The following is a 24,100-nucleotide window of genomic DNA, read 5'->3' on the forward strand; positions in this document are numbered from 1 at the left end:
CCTAGGGCGCCCCGTGAGGACGAACAAGGTTGTCCGCCCACACCTCGGCAATGTGAGACAGTGCCAGACCCGGCTTGCGCTCGAGCAGAAGCTCGAGCACGCGCGGCGGCGTCAGGGGTAATTCCTGCACCCGCTTTCCTGTCGCGTTGGCAACGGCGCAGGCGACGGTGGCGCCGACATTGAGGATCGGCACCTCGCCGGCGCCCTTGGTGCCGAGCGGCCCCACCGACGCCGCACCCTCATAGAGGCTGATCTCCACCGGTACGACGTCGAGCGCAAGCGGTACGCGGTAAGTCTCAAAGCCGCTTTGACTGACACGGCCATTGCTGCCGATCGTCACCTCCTCGTGCAGGGCGTAGCCCAGGCCCTGCGCGACGCCGCCCTGGATCTGGCCGTGGATTGCGCGTGGATTCAGCGCACGGCCGACGTCCTGGACCACGCGATAGCTTAGCACCTCGACATGCCCGGTCTCCGGATCGACGGCGACCTCGCAGTCGTGGACGGCGAAGACGGGGATGTCGATCGCGTCGATGAAATGACCGGCAACGCAACCGGGCATCGCCGGCACGCCGGCGCCCGTGAAGGCGCCGGTGCCGGCGACCGGTCCGCCCAGCGCTTGAGCGCGGGTCGCGACCTCCGCGACGGTGCGGCCGGAGCCCGGCGCACCCGCGATCTCGATCCGACCATCGCGCATGACGAGATCGCCGGGCGCGGCCTCGATCATCTCGGAGGCGATCCTCAAAAGCTTCGTGCGCACCTCCTGTGCCGCCGACAGACTGGCGGCGCCGAGCGAGACGGTGGTGCGGCCGCCACCGACGCCGACATCATAACCGGCCGCATCGGTATCGGCGGCGCGGACGATCACTTGCTCGGGCGCGATGCCGAGCGTGCTGGCAACGATCTGCGGCAGACTCTGCATCATCGAGCCGGATCCGATCTCGACACCCGACGTGACCAGGGTCGCCGTGCCGTCGGCATTCATGTTCACCGTCGCGGCCGATGGGCCGACGAAGACGAACCAGGTGCCGACGGTGGTCGCGCGTCCAAGGAGCTTGCCGTCGGTGCGCGCCGGCAGCGGCGCTGCCGCGTCGCGCAACGTATCCATCCGGTCGAGCATCGGGCCGAGCACATCGCCTTCGAATACCTGGCCGGTGGCGCCGAGATCCTTGTCGCCGAGCACGTTGCGGCGCCGGAAAGCAAGCGGATTCATTCCGATCCGCGCTGCGATCTCGTCGGTGTGCCGCTCGAGCGCGAAGGTGTTGTAGACGCCATTGCAGCAGCGGAACGCGCCGTTCGGCGCCGTGTTGGTATAGACCGCGCGCGAGACCATGCGCACGCTGCCAAGCCTGTAGTTTCCGCCGAGCGTGTGTGCGGTCATGGTGGTCAGGAAGATCTGTTCGCCGCCATAGGCGCCGCAGTCCATCAGCACGACCGCCTCGCGGCCCACGATTTCTCCGTCGCGCGTCACCGCCGAGCGGATGCGAATATCGGCGTTCTCGCGGAATAGGCAGGTCAGCATCTCGTCCTCGCGGGAATTGACGAGGCGAACCCGCCGGCCGCTGGCGCGGGCGAGGAGGGCGGCGAAGGGCTCAACCGCCAGATCGAATTTGAGACCGAAGCCGCCGCCGACCGGCGGCACAGTGACGCGCACTTGCGATGCCGGCACGCCCAACGCGCGCGCGGTTGCATTGCGGACGCTCCAGGGAACCTGCGTCGACGTCTCGATATGGAAGCGGCCGTCCTCGTAGCTTGCGACGACCGCACGCGGCTCGAAGGCCACGTGGTTCTGCCGGCCGACGCGATAGAAACTTTCGACGATCTCGACGTCAGGCCGCGCAAAGGCGGCGTCGACGTCGCCGCGAACGACGGTCGCCTCCCAGGCGACATTGCCCGCACGCGCGCCGCCTTCGACCAGGACCTCATAGCCGCGCCAGTCCGGATGAACCAGCCGCGCATCTGGTGCCAGCGCCTCCGCCATGGTCAATATTGCGGGGAGTTGCTCGATTTCCACGTCGATCGCCGCGAGCGCGGCCTGCGCCCGCGCCAACGTGACGGCAGCGACCGCGGCAAGCGGTTCGCCGTCGTAGCGAATGACATCGCGGGCGAACAGCGGGTGATCGGCGATGCCGATGCCGATCATGCCGGGCGCATCCGACGCCGTCACGATCGCACGTACCCCCGGCATGCGGGCAGCCCTCGACGTGTCGAGGCGAATGATCCGGCCCGAAGGCAGGCCGGCACGCAGCACCGCGGCGTGCAGCATGCCGGGCAGATATCGATCGATGGTGTAGCGCGTACGGCCACGCAGCTTGTCGGCGGCGTCCCGCCGCCGCAAATCCATCGTCGCGGAAACGTCGGACATGCTTGCGCCTCCCGATTATGCGTTGGCCAAGGCGAGCAGCGTCGCCTCGACGATGCGTTCGTATCCCGTGCAGCGGCAGATGTTCCCGGTCAGTGCGGCCCGGATATCGTCACGGGTGGCGTCAGGCCGGGTCGTCAAGAGATGCGTCAGGCTCACCACCATGCCGGGAAAGCACATGCCGCATTGGACCGCATCGCTGGCCTCGAGGGCCGCCTGGATGCGGTTCAGTTCGCCGTGAGGCGCAAGGCCTTCGACGGTGCGGATCTCGCGGCCATCGGCGAGCGCGGCGGGCAACAGGCACGATGGCGTCGGCTCGCCGTCGACCAGCACCATGCAGGCACCGCAAAAGCCTTCGCGACAGACCGGTTTCGCGCCGGTCAGATGCATCTCCTCACGCAGAATGTCGATCAGCGGCGTGGCGGGGTCGGCCACGGAAGAGAGGCGATCACCGTTCACTGTCAAGTTGAATCCCATGTCGATCCCCACCGGTTCAGGAGCCAAGCGCTGCGATCGCAGCGCGGCGGACGAGACCGGGTAGCACGCTGACCCGATACCAGGCCGGGGCATCGACGCTGTCGCGGCCGACGAACTCATCCGCCAACGCGGCCGCACTCTGCGCCGCCTCCGCCGCATCGAGCGGGCGTCCGATCAGAGCTGCCTCGAGCCGCTCCCAGCGGCGCGCCACCGGCTCGACTGAACCGACCGCGACGCGCGCCGCCTGGACACGGTTCGCTGCATCGATGCTGACCGACAGGCTGACGATGGCGACCGGGTAGTCACCCGATTTGCGCAGCGGCAGGCGGGCATGGGCGCTTCTGCGCGCCGCCCGCGGCAAGATGATCCGCGTCACCAGATGACCGCGCGGAAGGGACGATCGGATCTTCAGGAAATGCGACAGGCCGATGCGCTCGCGGCCGTCGCGGTCCGACATTTCCACTTGGGCATCGAGGCAGAGCAGCGCCGGTACGCAATCCGCGGCGGCGAATTCCGACGTCGCGAGGTTGCCGCCGATCGTTGCCATCGCGCGGATCGCAGGATTGGCGGAGCGGCCGGCGGCGTCGACCAGGACCGCGAATTCCGCAAGATCGGCCAGGGCCGCCGCGAGTGCCGCATGCGTAACCGCCGCGCCGATCTCGATTGCATCGCTGCCGATACGAACCGCGGTCAGCTCGGCGATCTTGCCGATCGCGACATAGTGCGGCTTCAACCGCTCGTGGCGGATCGGTGACCGCATGATCCATGTGCCGCCGGCAAAGGCAGCGCCGGCCGCGCCGAATTCGCTCAGTGCGTCGAGTGCGGAAGCGAGCGAGGGCGCGACGTAGATCGACGCAGATGCCTCGTGCGTCTCGCCCGCGACGCTCTGCATGGAACCCGTCGTCATTGGCGCCGCTCCAGTCGCAGGCGATCGAGCAGAACGCCGACGATGACGATCGCGCCGAGCACGACCATCTGGACGTATCCGTCGATCCGGGTGAGGTTCATGCCGTTGGACAGAATGGTGATGAACAGGGCGCCGAGCACCGCGGTGCCGACCCCACCGCGCCCGCCCGCCAGGCTTGTTCCGCCGACTACGGCGCCGGCAATCGCCTGCAGTGAAAGCGCCCCGCCGAGGTTCGGCTCGCCCGATCCGGTCCGCGCCGTCATCATGATCGCGCCGAGCGCCGCAAGCCCGGAGCACAGCACATAGGTCGCGATCAGGGTGCGCTTGACCGGCAGGCCGGCGACCGCCGCTGCGCGCGGGTTGGTGCCGATGAGGTAAAGCGAACGGCCGAACACGGTCCGCGTCAGGGTCCAATGGAGCACGGCGCCGACCCCGACCGTGATCGCGATGGCCGCCGGAATTCCGAAGACGCTGCCGCCGTAGAAGATCTGCGAGAACGGCGCCGGCACGCCTTGCACGGGCCGTCCGGACGATAGTGTGGTCGCAATCCCGATCGCGATATTGTAGCTGCCGAGCGTTGCGACAAAGGGGTTGACCCCGAGCAGCGCAATAACCACGCCGTTGAAGAGCCCGCACGCGGTGCCGAGCACGAAGCCGGCAGCGAGCCCGGCGAGCAGCACGGCGCCTGTACCATGGCCCGACGCCGTCGCGCCGGCCATCGCCAGCGCGGTGCCGACGCTCACCATCGATACGGTCGGGCCGAGTGCGAGGTCGAAGCCGCGCGTCAGGATCACCACGGTCTGGGCCATCGCGAACAGGGCCAGATAGCTGGTCTGCTGCGCGATGTTGAGCAGGTTGGCCGGCGACAACACGCCGCGGTCGACCGCGGCGAAGCCGAGCAACAGGGCCGCCAACGCGACCGGCAGCACTGCGCTCCAGAGCCAGCGACCCGGCGCCAATTTCGGGCGATCCGCGTTCTTGGCGGCGACGGACAATTCGAGGTCAGACACGAGCTTTGCTCCGTCGGCTGAGTTCGTCCAGCGCCACGGCCGCGACCATGATGACGCCGAGAAAGACCGGCTGCAGCCGGGAGTCGACGTGCAGGAGGTTGAGCGCATTGCCCAGGATGGTCAGGAACAGGGCGCTGATGGCGACGATTTCGATGCGCCCGACGCCGCCGCGCAAGCTCACCCCGCCGATCACGGCGGCTGCGATCGATTGCAGCATCATCCGGTCGCCGCCGAAGCTGGCCTGGCCGGAGCCGACCTGCGCGGTCAGCAGGATGCCCGTCAACGCCGCGAGCATGCTCGAGACAACGTAGGTGCCGACGACGTGGCGCTGGATCGATACGCCCGACACGATGGCCGCATCGACATTGCCGCCGATCGCGTAGACGTAACGGCCGAACAGCGTGCGCCGCTGCGCAAACACCATCACGATGATGATGATCAGCGCGACGTGGACGGCGGTCGGCAGGCCGAGCGCCTGGGCGCGCCCAAAGCCCTTCACGAAGATATCGGGCATGCCGTAAACCGGGATTCCGTTAGTGATCATCAGGCCGACGCCCGCAGTCGCCGACATCGTGCCCAGGGTCACCACGAAGCCGGATACCTTGAGCTTCGCCACGCAGAATCCGTTGACGAGCCCGACCACGGCTCCGGAGCCGAGTCCGGCCGCCATCCCGCTGGCAATGATGAGGGCGTTGTTGCCGGGAAACGCGGTGGCTGCGGCGGCCATGGTCTTGGCGGTGACGACGCTCGCGAGCGCCACGACGGCGCCGACCGAAAGATCGAAGCCACCCGCGATGATGACCAGCGCCTGACCGCAGGCGACGATCGCGAGCAGCGACGCGTTGCGCAGGATGTTGAGGATGTTGATGATGCCGTAGAACTGCGGATCGATCGCCGACATGCCGGCGACGAGCAAGACCAGCAGGGCCGGCAGGAACCCGACACGGCCTGCGATCGATCGCAGGCCGATCGCGCCTTGCGGGTTTGCGCTGACCAGCGCGGTGTTCACGCGACCTCCGCGGCGAGATGGTCGCGGAAGAAGCTGGACAGCACGTTCTGCTCGGTCTTCTCGGAGTCCGTCAGTTCGGCGGCGATGCGGCCGTGATGCATGACGTAGAGCCGGTTCGACAGCGCCAGAACCTCCGGCAATTCCGACGACACCACGATCACGGCGGCGCCGGCCTCGACCAGCCGCTTCATGAACTGGTAGACCTCGAGCTTGGCGCCGACGTCGATCCCGACGCTCGGCTCGTCGAACAGGAACACGGTCAGCTCACGCGTGAGCGCGCGTGCCAGCATCACTTTTTGACGGTTGCCGCCGGACAGCGCGCCGGCGCTCCGTTCGATGTTCGGCGGCCTCAGCTGCAACCGCTCCATGATGTCCGCGATCGTGGCGCGTTCGGCGGCCTGCCGCAGCACGCCGAAGCGCGCGAACGCGGGCAGGTCGAGCACCGTCATCGATGCGTTCTCGCGGATCGGACGGGACAGCGCGAGGCCTTCGGCAACCCGATTGGCGGGAAAATAGGCGATGCCGCGCTTGAGGCTTTGCCTCGGGGTCGGGAATTCGTAAGGCAGACCGTCGATCCGGATCACGCCTGATGCCGCGGCCTCGATGCCGTAGACCGCGCGGATCAGCTCCGATTTGCCGCAGCCGACGAGACCGGCGATGCCGGTGATCTCGCCGGCGCGGGCATGGAAATTCGCCTCCTGAACGCTGCCGTCCGCGAGCGTCAGGTTTTCGATGTCGACCATCACCTTGTCAGGCCGGTGGGCGATGGCCGGGAACAGCAGGTCGATCCTGCGGCCGGTCATCAGCTCCACCAGCTCGCCGTCGGTCGAGCCGGGGGCGTCGAGGGTCTGGATGTGGCGGCCGTCGCGCAGCACCGTCACACGGTCGGCAAGGGCGCGGATTTCGCGCATGCGATGCGAGACATAGATCAGCCCGACATTCTGGCTCTTCAGGCGCGCGATCAGCTCGAACAGCCGTCCGGTCTCGCGCTCGGTCAACGAGGCAGTCGGCTCGTCAAGGATCAAAAGGCGGACGCGGCCGAGCAGGGCCTTGGCGATTTCGGCCATCTGCTGGTGCGCGCGGGAAAGGTCGTCGATCCGCTGCGCCGGATCGAGATCGAAGCCGAGCTCGTCGATCAGCGCCCTGGCGCGCTTGCGCATCTCGCGCGAGCGCAGCACGCCGCCATGGGTGACCTCGCGGCCGAGGAACAGGTTCTCTTCCATCGTGAGGCTCGGGATCAGCGAGAACTCCTGAAAGACCGGGCTGATGCCGATCGTGCGGGCCCGCTGCGGCGTGAGATGATGGATCTCCTCGTCGCCAAAATGGAACGTGCCTTCGTCCGGCGGAAACGTTCCCGAGATGACATTGATCAGGGTCGATTTGCCGGCGCCGTTCTCGCCGAACAGGACATGAAGCTCGCCGGCACGAACGTCGAGGTCGACCCGGTCGAGCGCGCGAACGCCGGTGAAGCGCTTTGATATCCCCCGCAATCGAAGCAGAGGCTCGGCGGGCTTCGGGTCAATCTCGACATCCATCCGCGTCTCCGTTGGGCCGTGAGCAAGACGGGTGGGAGCACGTGCTCCCACCCGGCATCATTCGCGAGCGGCTTACTTGGCCTTGACCGAATAGACCGGTGTCCAACTCGCCGGAGCCAGCACGAGGTCCATCTGCAATTTCGGTACGGTGGTCTTGTCGATGACAGCGGCGATCGGCTGGACAAGGCTCATGACCGGCTTCTTCTCGATGAGACGCACCGCCTGATCGATCGCGACGGCGCCTTCTCCGACCGGATACTGGGTTGCGAAGGCGAGGATGTCGCCGCGGTTGAGCGCGTCGAGCATGGCCTGGTTTTCGTAAGACGATACGATCTTCAGGTCGCTTCGGCCGGCCTCGGCAACGGCGCCGATGGCCGCTTCAGCGGTGGGGGCCGTGCCCCAGATCACATTCATGCCGGGATAGGCCTGCAAGGCGTCCTGAATGAGCTGAAGCTGCACGGCGACGCCGGAGTCGCCGAACTTCTCGGCCAAAATCTTGGCGTTCGCGTTCTTGGCAACGGCCTTCTTGAAGCCTTCGTTGAACGACTCCGCCCAGCCAGAGCCGGCCGGACCGGGGAACGTCACGATGTTGAGCTTGTCGCCAGGCTTGGATTGCGCCAGCAGGCCGGCGCCGGTGACTTCGCCCATGGCGACGAAGTCGACGTAGTTGGCCGCGGGCAGCGCGTTCGGCGGCAGCGGGTTGGTGACGCCGACGACCGGAACGCCCTTGGCCTTGGCTTCCTCGAACTTCTTGCTGAGGCCTGCGCCGGAGATGGCGCCGACGATGATGGCGTCCGGCCCGCTCGCCATGCAGTCATCGAATTGCGACAGCTGTTTCGGCAGGTTCTCGTAACCTCCGGCCTCGTAGAGGTTCATGTTGACGTTCATCGCCTCGGCCTGTTTGACGATGCCATAGGCGACGGCGACCCAGAAACTGTCCTTCATGTGCGGAAACAGCACGCAGAGCCTGTAAGGCTTCTCGGCCTTGGGGAGCGGCGTGTACTCGGCCGGCTTCGGTGTGCCGGACGACGCGTCGTAGACCTTCATCGGAAACCACGGCGTCTCGGCCGCGGCCGGCGCGACCGCAGCGGCAAGGGCGAGGCCGGCGGCAAGGCCGAGCGCGGGGCGGATCGGCCAAACTCGATTGGGGGAAAGGCACGTCGTACTCGTCATAGCACAATCCTCATGGCTCGAATGAAAGTGGAGGGGCGGTGTCGGATCCAGTTTTTCGTGAACGCTCTGTGCGGTCTGCCGACGTCGCGGCCGGCGATGGTATTCAGCCTGCTTTCCACGTTGCGACCGAGCGCCGCTCAAACACCTCGCGGAACTGGCGCGTGGATTCGGGAAGCAAGGCACCGGTGCCCCAATCGAGGATCACCGCGTGCTTGCGGATCGCGTCGAGCGCGTCGATTGCTCCGCTGCGATAGCGTTGCGCCACCAGCTCCGGATCGAGCCGGACATTGGCGACACGCTCGGAGCGGATCTTCGCACGGAGCGCCTCGGTCGCGACCTTGTCGACCTCGTAGTTGCAGAGCTCGGCGTCGGTGGTGTGCACCACGACGCCATAGTCCTTGGCGGCACGCTCGACCGAGACATAGTCGTCCTTGATATCCTCGACGACGAGGTTCGGATCGCGCTCCAGCGGATCGCCAAATCCGCCGCCGCCGGCGGTCGGACGCGAGAAAGTGTCGCCTTCGCCGATCGGGACGTCCGAGAAGATCGAGCCGAGCCGCTCCGCGGCCGTGCTGCCGGCGCGCTTCAGGGTCAGGCCGTGCGGCATCGACGGCAGGCCGCCCTCGATGCCCCACACGATCGCGCGCTCGCGGTCGCAGATATAGGAGATCACGGTTTTCTCGGCCTGCAGCATCCGCGACGTCTTCACCACGCCGGCGCCGCCGCGCCACTTGCCGGGGCCGGGCGAGTCCTTGAGGATCTCGCATTCGGTGGTCAGGATCGGGTTGGCGCGCTCCTGGCCTTCGACCGGCTGCGACATCAGGCCGGTGCCGAAGCAGGCGGTCGTGACATTGCTGCCATCCTTGCCGTTGCGCCCGCCCCAGCCGCCGGGCAGCCAGTCATAGAACATGAAGATCGGCTTGTCGGAGCTGCGGGCATCGAGCCCGCCGGTGAGCAGATATTCGAGATTGAACGCGCAAGCGAGCGCGCGCTCCGGCATCAGCTTCGACCACATTTCGTAGATCGAGTTCATGATCTTCTCGAACGGCATCAGAAAGCCGGTGACCGCGATCGGCCATTTGGCGTCGACGATCGATCCTTCGGGGGCGATGATCTCGAAGCAGCGGTAGAAACCGGAATTGAGTGGCAGGTCGGGGAAGAAAGTCTTCATGCCGGCGGCGACGGCAGAGAAGGTTGCACCGAACGCCGAATTGTAGATCGAGCCGATGGTCGGATGGCTGCCGGTGAAGTCGTAGATTGCGCGATCGCCCTTGATCGTCATCTTGATGCGGATCGGGATCATGCCTTCGCCGCCGGCCGGATCGCGGTCGATGAAGTCGACGGTTTCCCATTCGCCGTCAGGCAGCGCCGCGATGCGCTGGCGCGCCGAACGCTCCACATAGTCCTGGACGGCGGCAAGCCCGGTCTCGACGGTATCACGGCCATATTTGCCGACCAGGCGCAGGATCTCCCGTTCGCAGACGGCGGTGGCTTCGGCCTGTGCCTGGATGTCGCCGATGATCGAGGCCGGATCGCGCGTATTCGACGCGATCAGATGCGCGACGTCCTTGCGCAGGCCGTTCTTGTCGAACAGCCGGACTGGCGTGATGCGCAGGCCCTCGCGGAACATCTCGCGGGCGGCGACGTCGAACGATCCCGGCACGCTGCCGCCGACGTCGGACCAGTGTCCGTTGGACTGGCTGAAGGCAATGATCTTGCCGTCGGCGAAGATCGGACGGATCAGGCGGACATCGGAGAAGTGCGTGCCGCCGGCATAGGGATCGTTGATGGCGAAAACGTCGCCCTCATGCATGTCGCCTTCGAAATGGCGCATGACATCCTTGCAGGTGAAATGCAGCGTGCCGACGTGGACGGCAATATCCTGGTTGCCCTGCGCCGCGCATTCACCGTTGGCGTCGTGCAGCGCGCTCGAGAAGTCGCGATTGTAGATGACGAAGGAGTAGCAGGTCCTCAGGACCTGCTCGCCCATCTGGTCGACGCTGGTGATGAAGGAGTTCTTCAAAACCTCGAAGGTCACGGGGTCGAGCGGGAGAGCTCCGGCCATGGTTTACTCCTTCACGCGGATGATGATGTTGAGATATCTGTCGACCTCGGCGGCGGCGCCGGGCGGAACGACGGTGGTGGCATCGACCTGCTCGATGATCGCGGGGCCTTGAAAGGAGAAGCCGCAGGGCAGGTTGTCGCGCCGATAGACGGGTGTATCGAGCCCGCTGCCCTCGAACCAGACCCTGCGGCGGCTGACCGGCTCGGGGCTAGCGCCGGTCGGCTCGTGGACGGCAAACTCGGCCTTGGGGACCACGCCCACTGCCTTCAGATTGAGACGGAAGAAGCTGACCGGCGCGCTGTCGCGGCGGAAATTGTATTCGCGCTGATGCTCGGCATGGAAGCTCTGCACCAGATCGGCGATCGCGCCGATCGGCCGCGGCGCGTTGACGGCAAGCGAACGCCACTGGCCGCGATACATCATGTCGATCGAGCGCTGCAGCACGATGTCCTGCTGCGCGACGCCCTCATGGATCAACCGTGCGAGCGCAGCCTTCTCGAGCTCGGCGAACTGTGCCTCGATCTCGGTGGCGTCGGCCTCGGCGGCGTCGACCATGCAGCTCTGCGAAAAATCGTGCTGCATGTCGACGAGCAGGCAACCGAGCGCTGAGGTCACGCCGGGATTGAGCGGAACGATCACGACGGGAATCGCCAGCTCACGTGCGACGTCGACCCCATGCAGGGCACCGGCGCCGCCGAACGCCACCAGCGCAAAGTCGCGCGGATCGTAGCCGCGACTGATCGAGATCAGGCGCACCGCATCCGACATGTTGGCATTGGCGACCTTGACGATTGCATCTGCGGCTTCGTGCAGGCCGAGGCCGAACGGCTTGGCGACGCCGCCCTCGACCGCTTGCCGCGCCAGCTCGGGGTCGAGCTTGACCTTGCCGCCGGCGAGATCGGTGCCAAGCCGGCCGAGCGTCACATTGGCATCGGTGTTGGTCGGCTGCGTATTGCCGTTGCCGTAGCAGGCCGGTCCCGGATAGGCGCCGGCCGATTGCGGGCCGTTGCGCAGCGAGCCGGCCGGATCGGTCCAGGCCAGCGAGCCGCCGCCGGCACCGATGGTGAGCACCTCGATCGATGCGAAGCGGATCGGATAGCCGAACTCGATGTGCCAGTCCTTGGTGATCCGCGACTGGCCCTCATAGGCGAGCGACACGTCGGTCGACGTGCCGCCCATGTCGAGGCCGATCGAATTGGGGAAACCGCAAAGACCGGCGATATGGCGGCTGGCTATGGCCCCGGCGGCGATGCCGGAGCCGGCAAGGCGCGCCGCGAAATCCTTCACGCTCGCCGGCGTCATCACGCCGCCGCCGGTGTGCAGCAGCAAAAGATCACGGGTGTAGCCCTCGTCCGAGAGTCGTTCGCCGAGCCGGCTCGTGTAGTTGACGACGACCGGGCTCACCACGGCGTTGGCGACCGTCGTCGAGAACCGCTCGTGCTCGAAGATTTCGGGAAGCACCTGCGAGGAGATCGAGACCGGAATATCGGGCATCTCGGCCAGCAGAATATCGCGCATGGCGCGCTCATTGGTGCCGTTGAGATAGGCGTTCATGAAGCACACCGCGACCGCGGCGACGCCGCGACGCTTGAGGATGCGTGCGACGCTGCGCGCAGCTTCGACGTCGAGCGGCTCGATCACCGTGCCGGCAGCATCGACGCGTTCGGGCACGGTGAGGCGGTCGCGCCGTGGCACATAGGGCCGGACCACGTCCTTGTAGGTGTCCCAGAGGTCTTCCTTGTTGGCGCGCCGGATCTCGATGACGTCGCGGAACCCCTTGGTCGTGACCACCGCGGTGCGCGGCAGGCGGCGGGTGATCAGCGCGTTCGTGGCAATCGTGGTGCCGTGCGAGAACAGCGCCACCTTGGACAGGTCGATGCCGGCCTTGGATACGCCGCCCATGATCCCTTCGATCGGATCGCGCGTGGAGGAGGTCTTCTCGATGCGCACGAGACCGGTCGTCTCGTCCATGATGCAGATGTCGGTGAAGGTGCCACCGACATCGACGGCCACACGAAGGTTCTGCGCCATGCCTCTTCCTTTCGAACGAGCGTTTCGCCGATCTTAGGCAGAGCGGCGGCCTTCGTTCTTGACGCTGAGCGCAGGAAGATTTGTGCGAGAGAGCGAACCGTGCCGGTGCCCATACATGCCCAGACCGGCGGCGGGGTGCCTAAGAATCGATCAGCAGGCCAGTCTTCAGGAGTTGGCTGTGCGCGAAATCGCGCGGGCCTCGCTCGGGGTGCATCCGAACCGGCCGCGATAATTGCGGCTGAACTGCGCCTGGTCGGCAAAGCCCCATTGATAGGCGATTTCCGAAATGCTCTTGCGGCAGTTCGCATCGCGCAGCAGGGCGTCGCACATTGAAAGGCGCTGGTTGCGGATATAGGCGCAGACGGTCAGACCTTCGCCCTCGAAGATCTGGTGCAAATAGCGCAGCGAGATGCCGCAGCCGTCGGCAATCATCTGCGGCGTGAGCCGCATATCGTCGAGACGGGCCCGGATGAATTGCTCGCAACGCAGCAAATGGCCGTTGCGCACGGAGGACGAGTGACCGGTCAACACACGGTCGTCGGATTCAATGGCCATCGCAAGCAGCTCGATCAGGTGCTTGCCCATCATCGTGCGCGCCGTCTCGTCCATTTCCTCGATCCGTTCACCGGACAGGCGCAGCGTGTCGACGAACAGCGCGCCGACGCTGCGGCTGGCGTCGAATTGCAGCGTCGCGAGGCGCTCGGGCCGGGAAATGCGGGCGCGCAGCACCGCGCTCGGGATCTTCAGACACCACAGCGCCGTCGGATCCTGATGGCTGAACTCGTAGGGTAGGTGGCTGCGCTCGATCAGGAACGCGCCCGGGCGGCAATGCACCACCTTGCCGTCCTGCTCGAAACGGATTTCGGCGAGTTCGGGCACCGTGATCAGGAAGGATTCCTCCCGCTCGCTCAGGAGATGCCGCTCATGCCGCTTGTACAGCAGGCCATTGGCGATGTTGCGGGACACCGAGACAGGGCCCATCGACCAGGCGCCAAGGCGCGCATTGAAGCCGCGCGTGGGGAAGCGCAGGTCGAGCGAGTAATAGGTCTTCGACACGACCTCCTGCCAGTACTGGCGGCGGGTCTGCAACGGGATGTCGTTGGTCGTGTAGGTGACTTGCATGTCTCACTCCCGCCGCCGGCTGTGCCTCCGGTCGTCGTGTCCCCGGGCAAAGTTTGGCGAGGACAGCCGGACGGCGTCAAGTCGAATAAAACGGAAACTGATATTCTAGATTTCGATGGCCTCCTCGGCCTGATGTCGGTGGTCCATGCTGACCGGCGGCCGGGCCGGCCCGACGCCGGCAACCGCAAAGCGCATGAAATCGCGAAAAGCCATCGCAGCCTCCGATGGCTTGGTGTCGCGACGCCAGGCAAGACCGATGTCCATGCTGGGCACCTCGTCCTCGATGACGCGGGTCTCGATCCGCTGTCCTTCCAGCGACCAGGGCCGGTAGATCAGGTCGGACAGAATGGCGATCCCCATGCCGCCGGCGACCATGGAGCGGACGGCTTCGACCGAGGAGGTACGGAACACCGTCTTCGGTTCGAGTGAGGCGTTGTTCCAATAGCGCATCGAGGTGTGCTTGGCCTCGTCGACCGTGAGCATGACATAGGGATAGGTCGCGATGTCAGCGAGGTGGACCCGCTCGGCGCGGGTCAGGGGATGCTCGGGCGCAAGCCACAGCCGGCGCGGCGATCGCAGCAAGGTCTCGCTGGTGAGCATGGCGTTGTCGCGCAGGTTCGAGACCAGCATCACCGCGAGGTCGAGCGCACCATCGACGAGTGCGCGCTCGAGCACGTCGCGCGGCGCCTCGAACAGCTCGATCGTGATCCCGGGGAAACTCGCCTTGAAGCGCATCTGATGACGCGGCAGGAAGTAGCCCGACACGGTGTAGGTGACGCCGACGCGGATCGTCCCGAACAGGGGGCCGGCGGACATCTGCGTGTCGCGCACCGCCTCGGCGACGGCGGCGAGGATATGACGGCCCTGGGAGAGGAAGCGGCTGCCCTCCATGGTGACGGTTACGCCGTTCGGCGCGCGCTCCAGCAAGCGGGCGCAGACGGTGGCCTCGAGCTGCTGGATCGCCGCGGTGACCGCTGATTGCGAGACGTTGAGATCGATGGCCGCCTGGCTGATCCGCCCGGTCTCGGCGGCGGCGACGAAGTAGCGGATCTGTTTCAGAGAAACGGACATCGCGGTTGTTCCGATGTTTGCACAACTCATGAGCAGTGTTTCTCAGCCCGAATGTGTCCGCTGCAACTCTCGTGCCGTCCGGCGGACAGCACACCGTGGCACAGACCTCAGATGTGCGAGCGCGCAATCGACAGCCACAGGTTTAGACTTGACCATGCGCGATCGCTCCGGCACCCGCGGCCGAGGTCCGTTGGCAGATGCGGTGGGCCCCCTCGCGATTACGCCATGGCGCTGCGAAGCTTGCCCAGCAGCTCGGTCCGGCTCTTGCGTGCCGCAAGCGCCTGATCCATGTCGACCTTGACGAACTTCACCGGCGTGTTGGGCTGAAGCTGACCGATCAGATCCATGTCCGCGGCGATCACGGTGCCGACCATGAAGTAGCCGCCGCCGGATACGGCGTCGCGATGCAGCACGATCGGTTCGGTGCCGCCGGGAACCTGGATCGAGCCGTAGGGATAGCAGGCATCGGTGATGTTGGACGGGTCAGAGCCGGCGCCGAACGGCGGTTCGCGCGGAACGAATTCGAGCGCCTTGCCACCCTTGAAGCGGTAGCCGATCCGGTCGGCTTCCGGCGCGACCTTCCAGGTGTCGGAGAAGAAGCCGTTGCCGGCGGCCTCGGTAATGCGGTGCCAATAGAGGCCGGGCATGGCGCGCAGCTCTGTCGGCATTCCCGCCGGTTGTCCGCGTAAATCGTTGGCGACGGTGCGGCCGTCCTTGACCGTCACGCTGGCATGGCCGACCGGCAATTCGTCGCCGGCCTCGAGCTTGCGGCCCTTGAAGCCGCCGAGCGCGCCGAGTGCGTAGGTCGATCGCGAGCCGAGCACCACGGGCACATCGATGCCGCCGGCGACCGCGATGTAGCCGCGTGCGCCTCGCTTGAGGAAGTCGAAGGAGAGAATCTGGCCACGCTTCACCTTGAAGCTGGTCCAGGTCTCGCGCGGCTCGCCGTCGAGTTTCGGCGGCAGCTCCGCGCCGGTGACGGCGACCGTGGCGTCTTCGGTGAATTCGAGCTCGGGCCCCATGAACACCGCCTCAAGCACGGCTGCGCCTGCATCATTGCCGACGAGCAGATTTGCGGCGACCAGCGCGTGACGGTCCATGCCGCCGGAGAGCGGGATGCCGATGTGATAATAGCCGGGACGTCCGAGGTCCTGGACGGTGGTCGCAAGACCCGGCTTCAAAACCCTAACGGCCATGGAGAACTCCATCGAGCTTGCTGTTGTAGCCATCAATATCGCGGTTGAACTCGGTCAACGAGAACGAGACGTCGCGGATCACAGGCGCAAACCGGCCGGCGTCGACGTCGGCGACCGCGGAGTCATAGGCTGCCCGGTCGATCGGTTTCCATTTCACGATGTCGCCCGGCTTGAATAGGCACATGAAGTCGCGCAAATAGCTGATGGTCTGATTGGGATCATAGATCGGCATCGGCGTGATGCCGAACATCTGGTAACCGCCGGCGCCGCGCACCGAATAGATGCAGCTGAAACAGCCGCCATGTCCGACGGTGAGCTTTGGCGTATCCGTGCGCGGGCGCAGATATTTCGGGGCCTGAAGCTGCCGCTTGCGCTCGACCATCTGGTAGAGGAAGGGCAGGCCGGCGACGAAGCCGACCATCGAGACGAACCAGGGCGCACTGGAATGCGCCTTGATGAAGGCATCGACGCTGTCGAGGCCGTTGATCCGCGCGGCGTATTCGAGGTCGGTGCCGTCAGGATCCTGGTGACGCTCGCGGAAGCGCATCAAGGTCTCACGGGTCCAGGGGTCGTTGTAGAGCACGGGAATCTCGATGATCCGCGTCTTGATCACCGGTTCCGATTTCTCGGATGCGGAATCCAGCCGCTTCAGCTCGGCGAGGAGATCGTCGGGCTTGATCCGCTCCGGATCGAACTTGACCTGATAGGACGCGTTCGCCGGGCAGATCTCGGTGACACCCTTGATCCTGGCATCGCGCACCGCATTGGTGATGAACAGGCTCTTGAAAAAGGCCTCGAGCGACATCGCTTCGCCGACCTCGGCGAAAATGTGCTCATCGCCGCCGAAGGAAAATCGAGTTTGCATGCTAGCGGCCTCCTGTTGCTGACGGGGCGGATTCTCTCGCCATCATGAGGCGACCTTCGCGGCTGATGGCGGCTGAGCGGTGGCAAGGGCGGCGGCATGGGACTCAAGCCAGGATTCGAGCCATGCCGTATGGAAGCGCCCAGCCTGGACGTCGGCGTCGCGCGCCAGCGCCTGGTGTAGGGGCTTGGTCGTGAAAATGCCTTCGACGCTGAGCTCGGCGAGCGCGCGCTCGAGTTTCTTCATGGCGCTCGGCCGATCCTTGTCGTGCACGATCAGCTTGCCGAGCAGGCTGTCGTAGAAGGGAGGCACCGTGTAGCCCTGATAGAGCATGCTGTCGAAGCGAACGCCGTCGCCGACGGGCAGGCTGAGCGCGCTCACCGTGCCCGGGTTCGGCAGGAAGTTTCTGGCAGGATCCTCGGCGTTGATACGGACCTCGATCGAATGGCCGCTGACGCGCATCTCGTTCTGGCTGATGCGCAAGCGTTCGCCGCCGGCGATCCGGATCATCTCGCGGACGAGGTCGATGCCCGTGATCATTTCCGTGACCGGATGCTCGACCTGGATGCGGGTGTTCATCTCCAGGAAGTAGAATTCGCCGGTGGCGTCGTCGTAGAGGTATTCGAGCGTCCCGGCGCCGCGATAATTGACCGCTCTGGCGAGTGCCACGGCCGAGGTGCAGAGCCTCTCCCGCACGGCCTGGCTGAGCGAGGGCGAGGGGGCTTCTTCCCAGACCTTCTGGCGGCGGCGCTGCAATGAGCATTCGCGTTCGAAGCAATGGATCACGTCGTGTCCGTCGCCGAGCACCTGCACCTCGATATGCCGCGCGCCTTCGATCAGCTTTTCGACGTAAAGCCCGCCGTCGCCAAAGGCCGCGAGTGCCTCGGCCTGTGCCTGCGGCATCAGATGCTGAAACTCCCCGGGGGACCGCGCGATGCGGATGCCGCGTCCGCCACCCCCGGCGGCGGCCTTGATCATCACTGGGAAGCCGGTCTTCTCGACCAGCGCGAAGGCCGCTTCGGCCGATTCCAGCCGCCCCTGGCTGCCAGGGACGGTCGGCACGCCGGCCGCGGCGGCGGCCTCGCGTGCCGCGACCTTGTCGCCCATCAGCCGGATCGATTGCGCGGTCGGGCCGACAAAGATCAATTCCGCCGCTTCGACTGCGGCGGCGAACTCGGCGTTCTCGGCGAGGAAGCCGTAGCCGGGATGGATAGCGTCGGCACCAGTGCTCCGCGCCGCGGCGAGGATGGCGGCCTGGTTGAGATAGGATTTCGACGCCTGCGGCGGACCGATATCGACCGCTTCGTCGGCGAGCCTGACCGCAAGCGAGGCCTGGTCGGCCTTGCTGTAGACCTGCACGGTTGCAATGCCGAGATCGCGCGCTGCGCGGATGATGCGCACCGCGATCTCGCCGCGATTGGCTATGAGGAGCTTCTTGATCGCCATGGCTGGTCGAAGAGCCCTAAACGTCGATTTCGGCGATCGGCTGGCCGGCCATCACGGCATCTTCATTCTCGGCCAGGAAGCGGACGATCTTGCCGGCGATGCCGGCTTTCACCTCGTTGAACGATTTCATCACCTCGATGAGCCCGATCGTGTCGCTCTCGGCGACGGCGTCGCCGTCGTTCTTGTAGACCGGCTTGTCGGGTGCGGGCTTGCGATAAAAGATGCCTGGGAGCGGCGAGAAGATCTGCTGCGTTGCCATTGTTTCCTCTTGAGAGTCTTTGGTTCGTTGCCGCGACGGTTCAGCGCGCGGTGAGATAGGGGCGCACCGCCTCGCGGACGGCTTCGGCGATGGCGACGGCGTTCGGCGTGTCGGAGTGGATGCAGATCGAATCGGAGCCGACCACGATGTCGTTTCCGGCCACCGTGCGCGTCTTGCCTTCATTGACCGCCCTTGCGCATCGGGTTGCGGCGTCGGCCGGATCCTTCGCCTCGTGCTCGCGGGTGATGATCAGGCTGCCGTCGGCATTGTAGTCGAGGTCGGCATAGTATTCGGCGACGAAGGCATGACCGCGCCGCTCGTAGACCTTCTGGTGCAACGTTCCCTTCATGCCGAGCAACGGCACCTTGTAGACGTCAGCGGCATCAGCCACGGCTTCGGCGATCTCCTCGTTGCGCGATGCCATGCCGTAAAGTGCGCCGTGCGGCTTGATGTGATTGAGCGCCATGCCTTCGGCATCCAGGAAGGCCTTGAGTGCGCCGATCTGATAGAGCAGGCAATTGGCCAGCTCCTCGCGGTCGATCTTCATCTCCCGGCGACCAAATCCCTGCAGATCGGGCAGCGACGGGTGCGCCCCGACCTTGACGCCAAATTGCTTGGCGAGCTGCACGGTCTTGCGCATGTGATTGAAGTCGGAGGCATGAAAGCCGCAGGCGACGTTCGCGACGTCGATATGAGGCATCAATGCCTTGTCGTCGCCCATCTTGTAGAGGCCGTAGGCCTCGCCCATGTCGCAGTTGATCACGACCATCTCCTGATTTCCTTCCAACTGGCTTTGCATATGACCGGCGAAGGCCGCCCCGGGTATGACTGGCGCACCCAGGGCGGCGCATTGCCGGGTTACTTGGACACCAGATAGTCGAGCGGGATCTTTTCCGAGATCGTCCACTGGTCGATTACCTGCGGCTTGCCGGCCTCGGTGTCGACGATCAGGTAGCGACCCTGGTTCTGGTGGTGGATGTCCTTGGTGAAGGTGCGCGGCCCGAACAGCGTGGACTCGTTGTTCATCTTCTCGAGCTCGGCCACGACGGCTGCCGCATCGGTCGATTTGGCGCGTTCGACCGCCTTGGCCCAGACGTCGATCAGGACGTAACCCGGATAGACGTACTGGCTGGAGGGGTCACCGCCGGTGACCTCCTTGTACTTCTTGTTGAACTCGTTGACCTTCGGGTTCGGATCGTCGCCATAGACCGAGCCCTGCACCGGGACGTAGAAGTTCGAGAGGTCAGGAACGGCGTTCATCCAGTAGCTGCCGTCGACACCCGACCCGTTGAGGATCATCGACTTGATGCCGGCGGCGCGGATCTGCTTGATGGCGGAGACAGCGCCCGGCATCATCGTGCAGAGCATGATGGCGTCAGGCTCCTTCGGCAGGCTCTTGATGCGCGTGATCTGCGAAGCGATCGAGGCATCGTCGTTCTTGAAGGTGTCGCTGCCGACCAGCTTGGCCTCCTTGAGGCGCGGCAGCATCCAGTCGAAGCCGTCGCAGATGCCCTTGTTGTAGACGGTCCAGCTGTCGAGCAGCCGATAGAAGCTGCGCGCGTTCTTCTTGGTGTAAGCCCATTCCGACATGGTCGCTCCCTGCACCGGTGCCAGCACCGAGGCCGAGAACGAGAACGGGCCGACGCCGGGGATGCCGGCCTTGATCGATTCGGCGCAGAGGAAGAAGGAAACCTTGCCGGCAGCCTGCGCCTGCAGCGCCGCGGGCGCGCCGAAATCGTAGTCGCAGGAGACGATGACGAGGTCGGCACCCTGGTCGAGCACCGCAAGGCCGGCCTTGGCACCCTCGGCCTGATCGGTCTTGGTGTCGGCAAAGACGGGCTTGATCTTCTTGCCGAGCAGGCCGCCGGCCTTGTTGATCTCCTCGATCCGGATCAGTGCCGCGTCCTGCGCCGGCTTGTCGTAGGCTTGCATGAATCCGGATGCCGCGGTCGCAAACCCAACAACGATCTCGTTGGCTGCCCGGGCAGGCGTGAACCAGAGCGCGGATGCTCCGGCCAAGATGCTGAGTAATGTCGTAAAGCGCATATCCCCACTCCTCCAATTGTACAAACAAGCGTCAGTGCAGTTCCTTCAGCGCGGTCTGGACCGGTGGCGTCAGGCGGCGCTGCAACGGCCATCGACGCCAGGAGAATTCCTGGTTGCGGGTCAGTCCCGTCGGCAAGTACATCAGGATCGCGATGGTGATGATGCCGATCGCGATTTCCTGGACACCGTTCGGCAGGCCGACGGCGTGACCGCCGAGGCTGATGCCCTTCTCGAGATTGCGGAACAGCTCGATCAACACGGAGATCGCAACCACGCCCGAGACGGCTCCGCTGAGGCTGTACATGCCGCCGACCACCAGCATCGACAGCGTGATGAACGTCGTCCGCAGATAGAATGCGCCGGGATTGACGATGCTCAGGAAATGCGCGTAGAGCGCGCCGGCGAGCCCGATGATGAAGGCGCTGACGACGAAGGCGATCAGCCGTTCGCGGACGATGTCGATGCCGGAGGCGCTGGCCGCGACCGCTTCGTCTCGCGTGGCGCGAAGTGCCAGTCCGGAGCGCGAAATCGAGTAGAGATAGGCGATCGCGATGGCCACGGCGCCGCCGATCCATCCGGTCCAGACATTCATGGTGGGCGGAATGCCGACGATCGAACCCTGTCCGCCCGTCACCGAATCCCAGTTCGAATAGACATTGTTGATGACGCCGAGCAGGCCGAAGGTCGCGATCGAGGCGGCGATGCCCGAAAGGCGCATGATGACGCGCCCGACGATCAGCGCGAACAGTGCCGCAAACAGTCCGGATATCGGCGTCGCTACCCACATCGGCAGTTGCGCGTGGAGCAGCCATGCCGGCAGGCCCTTGAGCGTGATCGACTTCATCACCGGCGGAATCGTGAGCCAGGCGGTCATGTAGGCGCCGAGGCACATGAAGCTGATATGGCCGAACGACAGCAGGCCCGAATTGCCGACGAAGACGTAGAGCCCGACCACCACCATGATGTTGATGAACATCTCGACCACGGTGCGGTTGAAGGCCCGGCTGCCGAATTGATAGGAGAGGGCCGCCATGATGAGCAGCGCCACGATCAGCACGATCGGCGTGATGATCGTTTGCCGGATGACGGACGGCCGCTGCGACATCGATCAGACCCTCTGCTTGGCGGATTTCGGTGCGAACAGGCCCTGCGGCCGCACCAGAAGGACGACGATGACGGCGCCGTAGACGAAGGCGTCGCGGAATACCCTGGCGTCATGCGGCAGGGTCGCCTGGAACACGACGCTGGCCGCACCGATCAGGAAGCCGGCGGCAACGGCGCCGGGAATGCTGCCGAGGCCGCCGATCACGGTCGCGATGAACGCGATCAGCATCACGTTGGCGCCCATGCCGATGTCGGCGGTGCCGGAATTGGTCGCCAGGATCAGGCCGATCGCCGCCGCCAGCATGCCGCTGATGGCGAAGGCCAGCAGGATCACGCCGTTGGCGCGGACCCCGAGCATGCGCGCCATGGTGAAATTGTCGGCGGCCGCGCGCATCTCGAGCCCGTAGCGCGTGCGCTTGAGGAACAGGACGAGGACCACCAGCACGGCCAGCGTGATGATGATGGTCACGACCTGGAGCATCGGGATGTGAGCGCCGAGGAATTCGACCGGCAGGCCGAGGCTCGGCCACAGCGTGATCGACTTCGGCCGGCTGGAAAACAGCATCAGCAGGAGATGCCGGATCACGAAGCCGAGTGCGAAGGATGCGATCATCATCGTCGCCGGATTGGCATTGCGGAAGCGGCGGAAGACGACGATCTCCGACAGGATCGACAGCGCGGCGCCGATCAAGAGCAGCAGCGGGATCAGCAGATAGAACGGTAGCTGCCCGGCAAAGACGATCGCCGCCGCATCGATCGACGGCCACAGCATGGCGAAGACGCAAAACGCGATGAAATCGCCGTGCGCGAAGTTGACGAGCCGCATCACGCCGAAGATCAGGGCGATACCGAGCGCGCCAAGGGCGTAGAGGCTGCCGAGGCTGAGGGCATCGAAGATGATCTGGAGCAACTCGCGCATCTCAATGATCTCCGAAGCCGAAATAGGACTGCTTCAGACGATCATCCCTGACCATATCGGCCGCTGGGCCCTCGAGCACGATGCGGCCGCCGCGGATCAGGACCATCCGTCCGCCCGTCATCATGGCGCGTGTCGAGCTCTGCTCGACGATCAGGAGGGTGAGCTTGCGCTGCGTCCGCAGCCGCACCAGGATCTCGTAGATCTGGTCGATGATCTTTGGCGCAAGGCCGAGCGACGGCTCGTCGATCGCCATGATGCGGGGCGCGGCCATCAAGGCGCGGCCAAGGACGAGCATCTGCTGCTGGCCGCCGGAGAGCATGCCCGCCGGGGTGTGGCGGCGCTCGGCCAGCATCGGGAATTCCTCGTAGACCTGATCCAGGTCGTCGGCGATCTTCTTGCGGTCGGTGCGCATGCCGGTTCCGACCTTCAGATTCTCCTCGATCGTCAGCGCGCCAAAGACATTGCGTCCCTCGGGAACCAGGGAGAATCCGCGCCGGGCGATGTCTTCGGGTGCGGCACCCGTGATCTTTGCGCCATCGATCATGATGGACCCGGAGCCCGGTGGCACGACGCCTGCGATGGCGTTGAGCAAGGTCGACTTGCCGGCGCCGTTCGGGCCGGTCACGAACAGGATTTCGCCTTCATCGATCTTCAGCGTCAGGCCGCGGAGAGCCGTCAGGCGGCCATAGCTGACGGTGATGTCGTCGACGGCAAGCAGCGTCATGACGCGACGGCCTCTTCGGCGGCGACCGGAAGCAGCTCGTCGCGCTGCGTGCCCATATAGGCGTGCCTGACCGCGTCGCTGTCACGGATCTGAGCGGGCGGGCCGGCTTCGATGACCTCACCGGAATCGAGGACGTAGATGCGCTCGCAGAGCTCGAGCACGAGGCCGATATTGTGCTCGATCAGCAGCACCCCGACATTGAGCTCGCCCGCGATCCGCCGGATGATGGCGGCAAGTTCGTGGCTCTCATGCTCCGACATTCCTGCCGCGGGTTCGTCGAGCAGCAGATAGCGCGGTGTGCACATGATGGCGCGGCCGATCGCGACGCGGCGCTCGTCGGTATAGGGCAGGGCGCCGGCGATGGTGTTGGACAGATGCGAAATGCCGAGCCAAGCCATGACGCGCTCGGCTTCACCGATCGCCTCCGGACGGGATTGGCCCAGGCCGACGCCGGTGACCTCAAGGTTGTCCATCACCGGCAGGTCGCGGAAAAGTCGGCCCGACTGGAAGGTTCGCGCCACGCCTTTGCGACGCAACTTGTGCGCTGCAATGCCACTCAGCGTCTCGCCTTCCAGTTCCACGGTTCCGGCGCCAACCGGCTGGAAACCCGTCAGCACATTAATAAGGGTGGTCTTGCCGGCTCCGTTCGGACCAATCAGTCCGGCGATACGTCCCCGCGGTACGCTCAAGGTCACGTTGGACAGCGCCTTCAGGCCTTCGAATTGGACGCTGATATCGCGAGCGACCAACTCCAAACCATCGGACATGACCTCAATGCCTCTCAC

General features: G+C 65.4%; 21 protein-coding genes. All 21 read right to left on the minus strand.

All coding sequences use genetic code 11. The features are described 5' to 3' along the window. Window position 1 precedes the first annotated feature (1 nt). Window positions 2-2,362 (minus strand): xanthine dehydrogenase family protein molybdopterin-binding subunit, encoded by a 2,361-nt coding sequence (locus ACVMB1_RS07705; RefSeq protein WP_076826260.1) that lies wholly within the window; start codon window positions 2,360-2,362, stop codon window positions 2-4. A 15-nt stretch (window positions 2,363-2,377) separates the two neighbouring features. Continuing rightward, window positions 2,378-2,836, minus strand: a complete 459-nt coding sequence (locus ACVMB1_RS07710) for a (2Fe-2S)-binding protein (protein WP_076826263.1) — start codon at window positions 2,834-2,836, stop codon at window positions 2,378-2,380. Between the two features lie 16 nt (window positions 2,837-2,852). Continuing rightward, window positions 2,853-3,743 carry an FAD binding domain-containing protein gene (locus ACVMB1_RS07715; protein ID WP_244558735.1) on the minus strand — a complete coding sequence of 297 codons (891 nt, stop codon included), beginning with the start codon at window positions 3,741-3,743 and terminating at the stop codon, window positions 2,853-2,855. Next, complete coding sequence (locus tag ACVMB1_RS07720; RefSeq protein ID WP_076826264.1) at window positions 3,740-4,753, minus strand: ABC transporter permease; 1,014 nt, start codon at window positions 4,751-4,753, stop codon at window positions 3,740-3,742. The genes ACVMB1_RS07715 and ACVMB1_RS07720 overlap by 4 nt, the downstream gene beginning before the upstream one ends. After that, on the minus strand, window positions 4,746-5,762 hold the full coding sequence (locus ACVMB1_RS07725; RefSeq protein ID WP_076826266.1) for an ABC transporter permease: 1,017 nt from the start codon (window positions 5,760-5,762) through the stop codon (window positions 4,746-4,748). Before ACVMB1_RS07725 ends, ACVMB1_RS07720 begins: the two co-directional genes overlap by 8 nt. Next, the gene (locus ACVMB1_RS07730) at window positions 5,759-7,297 is read right to left on the minus strand and encodes a sugar ABC transporter ATP-binding protein (RefSeq protein ID WP_456848382.1); all 1,539 of its coding nucleotides are present in this window, start codon (window positions 7,295-7,297) and stop codon (window positions 5,759-5,761) included. Before ACVMB1_RS07730 ends, ACVMB1_RS07725 begins: the two co-directional genes overlap by 4 nt. 72 nt (window positions 7,298-7,369) lie before the next feature. Beyond that, window positions 7,370-8,470, minus strand: a complete 1,101-nt coding sequence (gene torT, locus ACVMB1_RS07735) for a TMAO reductase system periplasmic protein TorT (RefSeq protein ID WP_168856840.1) — start codon at window positions 8,468-8,470, stop codon at window positions 7,370-7,372. 103 nt (window positions 8,471-8,573) lie between these two features. Next, on the minus strand, window positions 8,574-10,535 hold the full coding sequence (locus ACVMB1_RS07740) for a hydantoinase B/oxoprolinase family protein (RefSeq protein WP_076826271.1): 1,962 nt from the start codon (window positions 10,533-10,535) through the stop codon (window positions 8,574-8,576). Window positions 10,536-10,538: 3 nt separating this feature from the next. Continuing rightward, window positions 10,539-12,566, minus strand: coding sequence for a hydantoinase/oxoprolinase family protein (locus tag ACVMB1_RS07745; protein WP_253587231.1), 2,028 nt, complete (start codon window positions 12,564-12,566; stop codon window positions 10,539-10,541). A 165-nt stretch (window positions 12,567-12,731) separates the two neighbouring features. Then, window positions 12,732-13,688 (minus strand): AraC-like ligand-binding domain-containing protein, encoded by a 957-nt coding sequence (locus ACVMB1_RS07750; RefSeq protein WP_456848384.1) that lies wholly within the window; start codon window positions 13,686-13,688, stop codon window positions 12,732-12,734. A gap of 105 nt (window positions 13,689-13,793) precedes the next feature. Further along, window positions 13,794-14,759, minus strand: coding sequence for a LysR family transcriptional regulator (locus ACVMB1_RS07755; RefSeq protein WP_253587230.1), 966 nt, complete (start codon window positions 14,757-14,759; stop codon window positions 13,794-13,796). A 218-nt stretch (window positions 14,760-14,977) separates the two neighbouring features. Next, the gene (locus tag ACVMB1_RS07760) at window positions 14,978-15,955 is read right to left on the minus strand and encodes a 5-oxoprolinase subunit C family protein (protein WP_229189496.1); all 978 of its coding nucleotides are present in this window, start codon (window positions 15,953-15,955) and stop codon (window positions 14,978-14,980) included. Next, window positions 15,945-16,820, minus strand: coding sequence for a 5-oxoprolinase subunit B family protein (locus ACVMB1_RS07765; RefSeq protein WP_057017112.1), 876 nt, complete (start codon window positions 16,818-16,820; stop codon window positions 15,945-15,947). The genes ACVMB1_RS07760 and ACVMB1_RS07765 overlap by 11 nt, the downstream gene beginning before the upstream one ends. A 42-nt stretch (window positions 16,821-16,862) precedes the next feature. Then, window positions 16,863-18,263, minus strand: a complete 1,401-nt coding sequence (locus ACVMB1_RS07770; protein ID WP_253640150.1) for an acetyl-CoA carboxylase biotin carboxylase subunit — start codon at window positions 18,261-18,263, stop codon at window positions 16,863-16,865. A gap of 16 nt (window positions 18,264-18,279) precedes the next feature. After that, the gene (locus tag ACVMB1_RS07775) at window positions 18,280-18,522 is read right to left on the minus strand and encodes an acetyl-CoA carboxylase (RefSeq protein ID WP_018270951.1); all 243 of its coding nucleotides are present in this window, start codon (window positions 18,520-18,522) and stop codon (window positions 18,280-18,282) included. A gap of 40 nt (window positions 18,523-18,562) precedes the next feature. Then, complete coding sequence (gene pxpA, locus ACVMB1_RS07780; RefSeq protein ID WP_028345053.1) at window positions 18,563-19,291, minus strand: 5-oxoprolinase subunit PxpA; 729 nt, start codon at window positions 19,289-19,291, stop codon at window positions 18,563-18,565. A gap of 89 nt (window positions 19,292-19,380) precedes the next feature. Continuing rightward, on the minus strand, window positions 19,381-20,568 hold the full coding sequence (locus ACVMB1_RS07785; RefSeq protein ID WP_028345052.1) for an ABC transporter substrate-binding protein: 1,188 nt from the start codon (window positions 20,566-20,568) through the stop codon (window positions 19,381-19,383). Window positions 20,569-20,599: 31 nt separating this feature from the next. Then, window positions 20,600-21,673, minus strand: coding sequence for a branched-chain amino acid ABC transporter permease (locus tag ACVMB1_RS07790; protein WP_456848387.1), 1,074 nt, complete (start codon window positions 21,671-21,673; stop codon window positions 20,600-20,602). 3 nt (window positions 21,674-21,676) lie between these two features. Beyond that, window positions 21,677-22,591: a branched-chain amino acid ABC transporter permease gene (locus tag ACVMB1_RS07795; RefSeq protein WP_057017115.1), complete on the minus strand. Its 915-nt coding sequence runs from the start codon at window positions 22,589-22,591 to the stop codon at window positions 21,677-21,679. Between the two features lies 1 nt (window position 22,592). Then, entirely contained in the window at window positions 22,593-23,315 is a 723-nt protein-coding gene (locus ACVMB1_RS07800) for an ABC transporter ATP-binding protein (protein WP_141341045.1), read from the minus strand. Next, the gene (locus ACVMB1_RS07805; protein ID WP_456848389.1) at window positions 23,312-24,082 is read right to left on the minus strand and encodes an ABC transporter ATP-binding protein; all 771 of its coding nucleotides are present in this window, start codon (window positions 24,080-24,082) and stop codon (window positions 23,312-23,314) included. Before ACVMB1_RS07805 ends, ACVMB1_RS07800 begins: the two co-directional genes overlap by 4 nt. Between the last annotated feature and the right edge of the window lie 18 nt (window positions 24,083-24,100).

This window comes from Bradyrhizobium sp. USDA 4504, assembly GCF_054063995.1.